At 60.3% G+C, this 11607-nt stretch carries 9 protein-coding genes; 6 read left to right on the forward strand and 3 right to left on the reverse strand.

Annotation, left to right across the window (positions count from 1 at the left end; all coding sequences use genetic code 11):
* Positions 1-65: 65 nt before the first annotated feature.
* Positions 66-983 carry a LysR family transcriptional regulator gene (locus ACXJLU_RS05880; protein ID WP_457329513.1) on the reverse strand — a complete coding sequence of 306 codons (918 nt, stop codon included), beginning with the start codon at positions 981-983 and terminating at the stop codon, positions 66-68.
* A 111-nt stretch (positions 984-1094) separates the two neighbouring features.
* On the opposite strand from ACXJLU_RS05880, the gene ACXJLU_RS05885 reads away from it, so the two are divergent.
* The 4 genes from ACXJLU_RS05885 to ACXJLU_RS05900 all read left to right on the forward strand — a co-directional run bounded on the left by ACXJLU_RS05885 (position 1095) and on the right by ACXJLU_RS05900 (position 5265).
* Complete coding sequence (locus ACXJLU_RS05885; RefSeq protein ID WP_457329514.1) at positions 1095-1703, forward strand: FMN-dependent NADH-azoreductase; 609 nt, start codon at positions 1095-1097, stop codon at positions 1701-1703.
* Between the two features lie 47 nt (positions 1704-1750).
* Positions 1751-2338: an NADPH-dependent F420 reductase gene (locus ACXJLU_RS05890; RefSeq protein ID WP_457329515.1), complete on the forward strand. Its 588-nt coding sequence runs from the start codon at positions 1751-1753 to the stop codon at positions 2336-2338.
* A 125-nt stretch (positions 2339-2463) separates the two neighbouring features.
* Positions 2464-3375 (forward strand): LysR family transcriptional regulator, encoded by a 912-nt coding sequence (locus tag ACXJLU_RS05895; protein ID WP_457329516.1) that lies wholly within the window; start codon positions 2464-2466, stop codon positions 3373-3375.
* 189 nt (positions 3376-3564) lie between these two features.
* The gene (locus ACXJLU_RS05900) at positions 3565-5265 is read left to right on the forward strand and encodes an RICIN domain-containing protein (RefSeq protein WP_457329517.1); all 1701 of its coding nucleotides are present in this window, start codon (positions 3565-3567) and stop codon (positions 5263-5265) included.
* A 1168-nt stretch (positions 5266-6433) separates the two neighbouring features.
* Here the strand turns inward: ACXJLU_RS05900 and ACXJLU_RS05905 are convergent.
* On the reverse strand, positions 6434-7069 hold the full coding sequence (locus ACXJLU_RS05905; RefSeq protein ID WP_457329571.1) for an isochorismatase family protein: 636 nt from the start codon (positions 7067-7069) through the stop codon (positions 6434-6436).
* A 329-nt stretch (positions 7070-7398) separates the two neighbouring features.
* On the reverse strand, positions 7399-8274 hold the full coding sequence (locus tag ACXJLU_RS05910; protein WP_457329518.1) for a pirin family protein: 876 nt from the start codon (positions 8272-8274) through the stop codon (positions 7399-7401).
* A gap of 153 nt (positions 8275-8427) precedes the next feature.
* Between ACXJLU_RS05910 and ACXJLU_RS05915 the strand changes: the two genes are divergently transcribed.
* Positions 8428-9348, forward strand: coding sequence for a LysR family transcriptional regulator (locus tag ACXJLU_RS05915; RefSeq protein WP_457329519.1), 921 nt, complete (start codon positions 8428-8430; stop codon positions 9346-9348).
* Positions 9349-10020: 672 nt separating this feature from the next.
* Positions 10021-10398: a hypothetical protein gene (locus ACXJLU_RS05920; RefSeq protein WP_457329520.1), complete on the forward strand. Its 378-nt coding sequence runs from the start codon at positions 10021-10023 to the stop codon at positions 10396-10398.
* The last annotated feature ends 1209 nt before the right edge of the window (positions 10399-11607 follow it).

Raw genomic sequence — 11607 nt, forward strand, 5'->3', positions numbered from 1 at the left:
CGAGTGATTCCTGCCACAGGAGTGGCATCCACCTCTCTGGAACTGCTCGCCTATGTCGTGCGCGATCAGTCGACGAGGCTCAGGATGGACTTTGAGAAGCCATTTAGATGCTCGACAAGCCATCTGCCCGCAGGACCTGGCGGCTCCGACGCCGGGTGATAGGCGGATACGCCCAGCATGAAACCAGTAGGCGGCACTTCTTCCGTGTCCAGCAGAACCAATGTCCCGTCGGCGATGTCCTTCTCGACTGTGTGCAGTGGCATGTTTCCCCACCCAACGCAGTCTTTGAGAAAGGCATGCTTGGTCGAGAGGTCTGCCAAGCGCCATGTGGACGCGGATACGACACCGTAGTCCCGCCCTTCCATCAAGTCAGACCTGTCTGTCAGGACAAGTTGTACGTGGCTCGACAGCTCATGCTTGGGAATGCGACGTCCAATGCTCGCGAGCGGATGGGTTGCGGCAGCAACCGAGACCAGAGCAATTTCGCCGAGCCGCTCGCTGACGAGAGATGGAAACGCGACAGGCAGCGAGGCCAGAATCCCGAGGCTGCAACGGCCACTCAGAACTGACTGATAGCCAGCGCCCAATCCTTCAACGAAGAGCCGAAGCGGGGTCAACGGAAACTGGCGCGAGAACGCCTTGGCGGCCGCGCTGATGATGGCAGTGGGAAAGAACACGTCGACCACCACCGAGAGCTCAGCTTCGAGCCCCGAAACCATCAGCTTGGCGCGGGCCTTGAGGGTGTCCACACCGGACACGACACTTCGCGCGTCTGCGAGGAGCAGCACTCCCTCAGTCGTGAGCTTCGGGAATCGTCCAGAACGGTCAAACAAAGTGACGCCCAGTTGCCCCTCCAGGTCACCAATCCATCCGCTCACCGCGGATTGAACGCGGTTGAGCCTGCGCGCCGCGGCCGAGAAGCTTCCTTCGTCAACGGCGGCTATGAAACTTCTGAGCTGGTCGAGTGAGACACCGTCGAGCATGAGCCCCTCCATCTCCGGTGGAGATGTATCACATCTCAATATACCGTCTTTTCAGATACGAGGACTGGCCGCACCATTCGTTTGCCAAGCTACACCCCACCGGAATTCACCATGCATCTGCTTCACCTTGATTCCAGCGCCCTCGGCGCCGCATCTGTCAGTCGCCGCCTGACATCGGAGCTCGTCGCGCGCCAGCGCGCGTTGCATCCCGATATTCGTGTCACCTACCGAGACTTAGGAGCAGACCCGGCTCTGCACCTGACCGGAATTCACGTGGCCGCCCGTCAGGGTGTTGCCAGCGACGACATGGCCATCAATGCAGACTTGGTGAAAGGGAACGCCTACCTGGATGAACTGACCGCCGCTGATGTTCTTGTCATTGGTGCGCCGATGTACAACCTGACGATCCCAACGCCGCTCAAGGCATGGATCGATCGCATTGCGATTGCAGGCAGGACATTTCGCTATACCGCGACCGGACCTGAGGGCTTGCTGAAAGGCAAGAAGGTCTTCATTGCATCCGCGCGTGGTGGCGTGTATTCCGCAGGTAGCCCAGCAGCCGGGTTCGAGCACCAAGAGAGCTACCTCAAGGGCGTCCTGGCCTTCCTCGGCATGACAGACGTGACCATTGTGCGAGCCGAAGGCACCGCGTTCGGTCCCGAGGCGAGAGAAGCCGCTGTTGCCAAAGCGCTCGCGGATGTCGCGGCCATCACCGCATAGACAAAGCGGACTCGCCAAACCCGCTCCACCATATCGAAGGAAATCTCGTGAACTACTCGATCATCGGCTCTGGCAACGTCGGCGCTGCCTTGGCCAAACATTTCGCCCGCAGTGGCATCGCCGTAGGCCTGGCCAACACCCGCGGTCCAAGCTCCATCGCCTCATTGGCAAAGGAGATCGGCAACGCCGTAGTTCCCATGACTCTGCAGGACGCGCTCAAGGCCGAAGTGGTCATCCTGGCGATTCCCTTCCGCGCCCATACAACCGTCGCAGGAGCTCTGCCGAGTTGGTCTGGCAAGGTAGTCGTCGACGCCATGAACACCTACGGCATCTCGCCGGAGGAACTGAAGGGGCGTCCTTCCACCGAACTCGTGGCAACTGCATTCTCCGGGGCGAAAGTGGTCAAGACGCTCAATCAGCTGCCGGCCAAGCTCCTGGCCAAAGATCCTGCTGATGGCGGGGGGCGTCGGGTCATGTTCGTATCGAGCAACGACGATGACGCGCAGACTGCTATCTCAAAGCTCGTCGCCGCTCTGGGTTTCGCTCCCATCCTGCTCGGCAAGCTCGACGAAGGCGGCAACCTGATCGGCATGGGTGGACCGTTGATCCTCCAGGACCTCATCAAGCAAGGCTAGAGCGGCGTCCACTCTCGGCGATGGCTGCTGAGGGAAGCACGTCGAATCCAATATCGATGGCGCCGCGGTGGCGACAACTTGACGTCGTCGACAGGTACTCAAAAAACTGCGTCAAAGGAACCCACATGCGCGATGCTCTCCCCGAGGAGATCACCTTTCGCAAGCTGGAGATTCTGCTGGCCTACATGGATGCCGGCACACTGACACGAGCTGCCCAGGCGCTGGGCATCAACCCAGTCAGCGTCCACCGCGCGCTGCACTCGCTGGAGGACGCGCTGCGCTGCCCACTGTTCCGCGCGGAGGGCAGGAACCTGATGCCAACTTCGGCTGCTTCTGTGCTGGCGGGAACCGCGCACGCAGCGCTCAAGGTTATGCGCGAAGGAGTCAATGCCACACGCGCTGCAGGTGGCTACCTGGCCGACAGCGTCTGCATTGGCTCGCTGTACTCGCTCGGTGTCAGAACTATTCCAGGGCTTGTCACCGCCCTCAAACTGCGCAGGCCGTCCTTGCAGACCGACGTCTCGATGGGATCGAATGTCGAACTCCTGACCAAGCTGCGTGCCTTCACTGTAGACGCCGCGTTGATGGTGTTGCCGGACAGCGCCCAGGATATCGAATCGATCCCGCTGTTCGAAGACCAGGTGTTCTTCGCGGCGCCTGCAAACTCGAAGTATGCGCAGATGGATTCGATCGACTTGGGCGCTTGCGGCAGTGAGCGCTTCGTAAGCCTCACCGAGGGATTCGCCACACGCAATGATTTCGCTGCTACCTTTGCGAAGGCCGGCTACACCCCACAGGTCGCACTGCAGGTTGGCGACATCTTCACGCTGATCAACTTCGTCAGCGGTGGCGTCGGGTGCACATTGCTGCCCGGTCGCGTCCGCGATGTTCTCAACGGCTCTGTCCAACTGATTCCCCTGCACCCGCGCTTCGCCGTGCGCCAACAGATCGGCTTGAGCTACCTGCGTGCGCGCGAACGCGACCCGAACTTGCTGACGCTCGCCTCCGCCTGCCGCCTGCTGCTGGGATCTGAATGAGCATGCGCCGCGTCTCCACGAAATTGCGTCCATCTGTGGCGACTGAAACAGAACACGTGAAATCAGTGAGCGAAAACCCTCGAACGTTCCTGTCGTTGCAACGATGGCGCGCGGTGTGCAATGGATGCGTTTCCACTTTAACGCTACCGTGTCTCCATTCACCAATGGAGAGGATCCATGAGACTTTCAATGCACACATTGGCAGTGGTCGTCGTCACCACGGTCTATGGCGTCACACCTGCCGTGGCGGCCGATCTTGAGGCTGGCCGCTACGCAATCAAAGCCGCCCACAGCGGCAAATGTGTCGACGTTGATGCTGCTGGACTGGGAGACGGCATCAATATTCAGCAATACACCTGCAACGGGACCACGGCGCAACAGTTTGACGTGACAAGCCTCGGCGGAGGCTTCTACAAGCTGCTCAACGTGAACAGTGGCAAGGCCATCGACATCGTCGGCGGCTTCACCAACGACGGCGCCAACGTGCAACAGTGGAGCGACAACGGCTCCGGCCAGCAACGCTTCGCGATTCAACCCGCCACCGGTTCCGATCAGTTCACGATCAAGAACCAGAAGAGCGGCAAGTGCATCGATGTGGCCGACCGCAGCGCCGCGGATCGCGCCAATGTGCAGCAATGGAGCTGTGCCGGCTCGACCAACCAGATATTCACGTTCAGCCGCGTTGTTGGCACTACGTCGCAAGTGTGCTTCTACGAAGACATCAACTACGCGGGCAGAAGCTACTGCACCGGTGAAGGAGCAGCCGATGCACCCGCCGGCTGGATACGTCTGGCGTCCTCGGTAAAGGTACCTGTGGGCTTCCAGGTTGACCTGTTCACCGATGTCGGCGGGTCAGGACGCGTGCTGTCGCTCTTGGCTGACACGGTCAACTTGGTGCCGCTGGGGTTCAATGATGCGATGTCATCGTACAGATTCTCGAAGGCAAACGGAACGCCGCCTTCGTCGACAGCCGCCAAGAAGCAGCGCATGCTTGACTTCCTGCGGGCCATATCTGGGCAACAGACTTTGGTGGGAGTAGAGAACAAGAATACTGGCTCGCCCACCAGCGACACGAACCGAATCAATGCGATCACTGGCAAGGTTGGATCGTTCTGGGGCGCCGATTTCGGATTCGGAGGCGCTGTTGGGAACCGTGGAAACATGGTGGCCGAGGCTAAGCGACAGTTCGCCAAGGGCGCTCTCGTTGGGTTGATGTATCACGCTTGTGCGCCGATACAGAACGAGTACTGCACGTGGGACGACATCGGCGACAAGCATCCGGTGCATTTCACCGACGACCAGTTCAAGGAGCTCTTGACGCCTGGAACCGGTTTGAACAACGCGTGGCTAGGTCGGCTCGACACATTGGCCGGCTACTTCCAGCAGTTGAAAGACGCCGGTGTGGTGGTGCTCTTCCGCCCCTTCCACGAGATGAACATGTGCAAGTTCTGGTGGTCCTGCCACAAGGGGACATTCGGCAGTGCGGCGCTCTATCGCATGACGCATGACTACTTGGCAAAGTCGAAGGCTCTGGACAACATCATCTGGGTTTGGAATGTGCAAGACATCAAGAACCCACTGTTCACCACCGACATAGATCAATACAACCCGGGATCAGATTACTTCGACATCGCGTCGCTGGACATCTATGAACTAGGCTATGTCACCAACAGCTACTCCACGATGCTGCGTGTCGCTGACGGCAAGCCGATCGCCATTGGCGAGAATCAGTTCGCCACCTCCGTCGACCTCCTGCGCCAGCAGCCGAAGTGGGTCTACCAGATGCTTTGGCCGGACTTCATTGACGACCAGCGCAACCGCGCCACTCTGCCGTCGCTGTACAACGGACCTATGGTCCTCACGTTGGAGGAAATGCCTGGCTGGAAGTGAAAGGCTGGCGGGAGGAGGTTTCCGCGCAGATTCGCGGGGTGACAACCGCTCGCCGAGCGCTGGCTGTGCTGGCTTCGAACCTGCACCTCCGCGGCAAACTGCGCGCTCCCACTGCGGCCTTGTTAAAAGCACTGCGTGACGAACTGTCAGAGGATGCCAAGCAAGCCATGCTGTGGGACGGAGAACGACTGGACGCCGAGGGATTTGCGGAGCGGATACGGCAGGCCCGCAAGCGATGGAAGGGAGTGTGGCCCCTCCATTGCCTTTGAGTAGAAAGTGGGCAACTGAAAAGGAGCGGAGGCCACCGCTCGCCCCCGTCGTGCCGCCAACGTCCGGTTCGGAGCGGGCTGGTTGAAGTCTCGGTCGGCTCCCTTGGGTCGGAAACACCAGTTCGAAGCTTTGAGCAGCAGACACTCGGCGCCGGTTGATGGGGCGAGCCGCGGCGTGCGAGGCTGGATGACCGCAGCGTCTTCAAGACCGATCATCGAAGCCGGTGGTCGGGCGGACGGGTCGATGACCGCTTTGTGCCACTCAGCGTGAACCCAGCCCCTGGCCGCGAGCGTCGGCAGCCGCTGCAAAGCCGTCATCACAGAGTCGCTGACAGCTTCAGACTGGTTGCGGTCGGTCAGAGCCCGTCGCTCGAGCGACCGCTCTGACGGAGAGGAGTCCTTCGTCGCGCAACGCGTTGGGTTTGCTCGGTCACGCCCGAATCGACGGGGCTGCATGCCGGCGCTGACCAGGTCGAACGGCTGCTACTGCGAGCCGCGAATCAGAGCTATCGACCCATCGGCGACATTGGTCCGGCTGGATCGAGCGCCGGAGACCTGACATTCATGCGGCACGGTCGGGGCTTCGAATTTCAACCAGAGTTGCCGGTCGGGAACTCAACTGAGGCGCCGCGAATCTGATCATCGTGCCGTGTACCGATGAGGATGCGATGAGGCCTGTCAGCTTGTTCATACCTTCGTACTCAGCCTGCCTGCCATCACGCACCCAATGAGCGATGACGACCGTGGCTCCCATGGTGTCGCCAGTGCTGGCTAATCCCGCGTTTTGATCTATGGCGTCGCTCGCGTAGTAAGGCATCTGGCCTTTCGGCAATTTCCTCCAAGTTGAATACAGGGCCACCTGTCCCCAGGTAGCCCAAATCCAGTTTATTTGTGTGAACCTACTTCTTCACGTTCTTTTGTGCCATGTCATAGCTTTCAAACAACGCCCCATATGCGGGTTCGACGTGGTCGACAAAGACCTTGGCGAATTCCATTGCTTCTGGGCGATTCCAAGTGTGCATCACCTCTGTAATCACCGCGAATGTGTCAGTTGGCATTGCGCCCGCCTGCGTGACCCGGGCAATTGAGATGTCGGTTGCCATCTTCGACCAATTGCCCGAGGCATCCACAATGCAGAACACTTTGTATCCCTGTGCGAGGGCGCTGAGTGCAGGAAATACCATGCAAATGCTCGTGAGCGTGCCCGCGATGAGCAATGTCTTCCGCTTGGTCTTCTCGACGGCCTCGACAAAGGGGCGGTGATCCCACGCGTTGATCGGGCCTTCGCGCGGAACGTACACCACATCGGGGTTGCTCAGAAGGATATCGGGAATGATCGGACCATTGGGGCCACCGGGAACTGATGCCGTTGCGACGGTCGGGATCTTCGCGATCTTCGCTGCCTTCGCAAGAGCAACTACGTTGTTGCGGAGTTCCCGGTACTCCATATCACGGACCAACTGGAACAAGCCGCTCTGATGATCTATCAGCAGCAATACTGCATCGTTGGGGTCAATCATCCATTTGTTTGTCATGTCATTTCCTTTGGTTTTGGAACTGGATACACCGCCTGCAACGGCGTCTTTGTTTGCGGCTGTCGCCGATGCGGTCAGCAATGTCGCTGCGCCAACTGCAGCGCCGCTAACAAGCATCTCTCTACGCTTCATGTGTTTCTCCGTGGTGATTGAATGTGCTGCCTTCGGCAGCGGGGATCGTGCGATTCCAGCGCACGAAGACGTCGTCGGCAGCCGGTACCTTGGTCATGGAGGAACCCCGAAGGACAATGAGTTGCCGGTGGGCGGCTGAGACTGAATATGCAGATCGCTCGGTGGCCACCGGCTGGTCGAGGCATGCGGCGGGTGATCTAGCCGATTCGCTTGTCACGTCGCAGCTCGGCGCCGATGCGCTGAATCTCGGCCTCTCCCAGTGCCAGGGCAGTCTTGCTGGTGTGCACCGAGTAGTAGCCCATCACCAGGTCGTGTGGATGCTTCACTGCCGAGCCGAGGACGAAGGACGTGTCGCCGTGGGCCACGAAGTCGATGGCTTGTTCCGATTCCTCGAACACGGCGAGTTCACCGGTGCCGACCATCCCATTCACGTCGAGTCGTCCCGCGCTGACCGCCAACCAGGCCACGGTGTGGCCGGCGGGCGGCGTGTATCGCCAGCACTCGCCGTCCTTCAAACGCACGGCAAGGTAGTTCATGCCCGAAGGTGCGGGAATCGGGCTGCGGGCCTTGCCGTAGCTTCCGAGCAGCGCACGGGCCGGGCCTTCGTGTGGAACGTCTGAAGGCGCCAAGTACAGGCTCTCCGCGTGCGCGTTCTCTTCAGAGGGAGGCAAGGCGACCCAGAGTTGAAAGCCCGACATCTGCAAGTCGCCGACGGGTGCGCCGATATGCCAAACGCCGTTGCCGGAGCGCATCCACTCCACGCCGCCAGCTGGCAGCACGCCCTTCTTGCCAGTCGTGTCTTCGTAGCGAAGGTTGCCTGCCATCACGAAGGTCAACGTGGCGATGCCTGAATGCGGATGCATCGCGAAGCCCTGACTGCCGAGACCGGGGCTGAAACTGTTGAGGTCGAGAAAGATGAACGGCTTCAAGAACTCGCCGAGGTCGCTCGGGCTCACCAGCCGCGTGATCGGTCCATGGGTGTTGCCATGCGTGCGGTGGACGATCGCCCGCCCGCCCGCGCTCGATGCTCGATCAAGGTTCGGATTGCCAGGAAGGGCTCGCGCTGCGGTCATCGATCGTCCTTGGAGTTGAAGTGAAGGCGGCTCGCCGAAGACATGACGTCTGAGCTGCTGCAGTCAACGTTTGAACGATAGGGGCGGTAGGATCGACGTACTAGCCGGTGCAGTTGGAGCGCACCCGTCCAATTTTTGAATCAATGGGTCGCCATGCTTGATCTGAACGACATCGCCTTGTTCGTGCAGGTCGTGCGCAGCGGCAGCTTTGCGGGCGCGGCGCGGCGCCTCGGCGTGCCAGCGAACACCGTCAGCAGGCGCGTCCAAGGGCTCGAGCAGCATCTCGGCGTCCGGCTGCTGCAACGCTCGACCCGCAAGCTCACTCTCACCAGCGCGGGCGAGGAGTTCAACGCACGTTGTGCCGATGCGGTAGCGGGACTGGTCGAAGCCGGGCAGGTGCTGAGCTCCACAGGGCAGGAGCCGAGTGGGCTTGTTCGCGTTGCTGCGCCCGCCGACTTCCTCGACATGTTCGTAATGGAATGGGTCGCCGAGTTCCTGGCGACCTATCCCAAGGTTCGCCTTGCATTGGTGCTCAGCGATTCGAAGGCAGACCTGATCGCGGATCGCATCGACGTGGCGTTTCGTGGCGGTCCCCTTGAGGACTCGGAATACATCGGGCGGCAGGTTCTGAGTGCTGGCAACGACGGGCTGGTGGCCAGCCCTGGCTATCTTGCAGCGAGGGGCGCGCCCAGCACACTGCAGGACCTGATGGAGCACGATTGCGTGACCTTTGCGCACTCTGGCAGTCATATGACCTGGCACCTGGCCGGACCCGACGGCACTGGTGAAGCCGTGCAGGTCGCCGCTCGCTTCAGCGGCAACACAGCGCAGGCACTTCGCAAGGCGACGCTGGCTGGGTTGGGGATCACGCTGCTTCCCAGGGCCATCCTCATGAAGGACTTGCAGGCCGGACGCCTTGTTCCCGTGCTACCCGAATATCAGCGTCCCGGCCACGGCCTCAATGTGCTGTATCCCAGCCGACGGCATCTGCCGCTGGCTGTGTCCGCATTCATCGATCTCGTCGTCGAGAAGATCGGCGAACTGGATGCGGCATTCACACCGCAGCGCCCATAGGAGTGCGCCAGCACCTTCCGGGGTTCCGCTGAAGAGCACAGGGATCCGCAAGCTGAGCAGGTTAGCCTCCCGAAACCCGCCGTTCGTGACCGGCTGCTCATGGGCCGACAGTGTATGTGCGCGGAATCGCCTGCAAGCAGTCGATCGCTGCCGGGTCGGTTGCCACGTGCGACCGCTTTCGGGGCGTCGGGCGAAGGGGAACAGTCGGCCATTTGCGGTCGGTCGCCATAGACTGCTTCCTGGCAAGCCAACCGTGCAGACAACAACGGCTGCGTTCGTGGGCTGCCCGTCAGGAGATGCGAGGTCTGGTAAGCCGCACCGAATAGCACAACTCAATGGTTCAGAATTCAACGCCTTCTGCGATGGCTATCGGCAGCGGTCCATGCGATGGCCGTCGTTGCTCTCCTCGCAATCCCCATCCCATGGAAGATCGCGGCCTTCGCCATCTTGCTGGTGATCGGCGCCGTCACGACGTACGTTCTGCTCAGCAAGCTTTGCCCCAACTGCGGGAGTTCGTATACAGGTTCCTTGCAGTTCGGCTTCTGGCCGCCACTAAACTCATTCCGCACTTCATGTCCAAAGTGAGGTGCGTCTGCCGAAGAGCCAGCTGGGGGTGCTTAGGCGGGCTGCAACGGGAGCTCCTGGGGTGGGTGCGGCAAGGTTGGAGGAAGGATGAGAAAGTTCTTGTTGTGGATTGAAGGCACCCTGCTGGTCTTGGCGGGCTTGACTCTGGTAAGTTTTTTGGACACGTTGTTCAGGGGCGACTATGGTGGGCCATCTGAGGCTGTATGGGTCGCGCTCGTGTTCATCGTGAATCCTCTTCTATTGCTGTTCTGGATGGCGGTGAACTTCAGGCGCCAGATAAAGGTGGATACGGCGCTGTGTAAGGGAGCTTTGCTGGTCGTGCTGTCCGCCTCGACGATGGGCCTGTCGTGGCTGTTCCATACCCACCTTGCGACCTCCGTGGCGTTGACCTGCATTTCAATGTCCCTCAGCATTGGCGGACTCTCGAAGAACCGCCCGCCTCTTGGTGGGAACCTGTCGGTTTGAACTGAGCCGCGCCTGGGTCCGTTGCCGACCATCAACTGTCGGTCGCCAACGGCGCGTTTCGGGTAGGCTGAGAAACCATGGCTCCAACCGAATTCAAGCGCCCGATCCTCACTGCCCTGCAGACAGTCCCAGTGCCGACGGAAGCCGCCGCCCAGATCTTGTTCAGGGTAGTCCCGCGGACCATGAAGATTGGAAGGTGCTTGCTGGCCAGGTGCTGACGCTGCGCAGGGTGGCTTTCAGGTAGGCCAGGGCTTGGTCGGCAACAGCCTCGGCCAGAGTCGGCCACGCAATCGCCCGCAATTCACTACGATCAAACCATGACCAACGAAACGTGCCCAAACTGCGGTGTCAAGTTCGACGTTCAGAAGAATCGGTACACAGGTGGCTTCTTCTCGTACTTCCGTCCGCGTTGGCCGAGTGAGCAGGTTGACCACCAATTCACGGTCAGGTGCCCTCATTGCCGCTTGGCCTACGTGAGCGATTCAGTCAAGTTCTTGGGTGTAGCTACTCGCAAGACTTACGTCCTCTTTGGCTTCCTGATGGTTCTCGCGGTCATCGTGTTCGTTCAATTTGCAGCGTAGCAAACGCTGCTCTCAGCAAGGAGAGCCATGTATATTCTCTTGTGTGCCGCCGACTACCGGGTTGCTGAGATTCGACGATCGGTCACGTACAAAGGTCGACGAATGAGTGTGATCGAGCCGCAAGCGAACGACGGCTTCCAAGCAGCTTGATCGCTAACTCAGAAGTCCGCAAAGGGTCGATTGTGTGAGTTCGCGAGCCCGCGGAGCGGACGTCTATCCGCGCCATGTCGAGGTGGAGGCGAACCTCACTTCATCCAGCGTTGCACAGCGCACCTCTCAGCGTCACCATTGCCGCGGTGAGCGGACATTCGGAGTCCGCGGCCGACCGACCGCAACCGCTGCAAAGCCGACCTTCATCGCTGCTTGCAGCGGATGACGCATTGAAGTGCCTGTGCAGCATTTTTTCCTTCGTCAGTGATCGGATCAACAACGTTCGTCAAACGATGTCCCGCGCCAGATGATCGGTTCAATGCCGGTCAAGCTCACCGGTATGACGCGTCGTGGTTGTCGAGTTCAAAAGAAGGATCGTCAGAAGGAGTGCATCGGTGATCCGGACCCGGCGCGTCGCTTGGCGTGGCGACCCACCCAGACGCCGGCATCGGTATCCCACGCGACGGAGTGCGGCTTG

It is taken from the genome of Rhizobacter sp. P5_C2, assembly GCF_054049715.1.

What these genes read in the sequence shown, in the direction of transcription:
- ACXJLU_RS05880 (WP_457329513.1), bottom strand. Translation starts at nt 983, where the DNA reads ATGCTCGACGGTGTCTCACTCGACCAGCTCAGAAGTTTCATAGCCGCC.
- ACXJLU_RS05885 (WP_457329514.1), top strand. Translation starts at nt 1,095, where the DNA reads ATGCATCTGCTTCACCTTGATTCCAGCGCCCTCGGCGCCGCATCTGTC.
- ACXJLU_RS05895 (WP_457329516.1), top strand. Translation starts at nt 2,464, where the DNA reads ATGCGCGATGCTCTCCCCGAGGAGATCACCTTTCGCAAGCTGGAGATT.
- ACXJLU_RS05900 (WP_457329517.1), top strand. Translation starts at nt 3,565, where the DNA reads ATGCACACATTGGCAGTGGTCGTCGTCACCACGGTCTATGGCGTCACA.
- ACXJLU_RS05905 (WP_457329571.1), bottom strand. Translation starts at nt 7,069, where the DNA reads ATGACAAACAAATGGATGATTGACCCCAACGATGCAGTATTGCTGCTG.
- ACXJLU_RS05910 (WP_457329518.1), bottom strand. Translation starts at nt 8,274, where the DNA reads ATGACCGCAGCGCGAGCCCTTCCTGGCAATCCGAACCTTGATCGAGCA.
- ACXJLU_RS05915 (WP_457329519.1), top strand. Translation starts at nt 8,428, where the DNA reads ATGCTTGATCTGAACGACATCGCCTTGTTCGTGCAGGTCGTGCGCAGC.
- ACXJLU_RS05920 (WP_457329520.1), top strand. Translation starts at nt 10,021, where the DNA reads ATGAGAAAGTTCTTGTTGTGGATTGAAGGCACCCTGCTGGTCTTGGCG.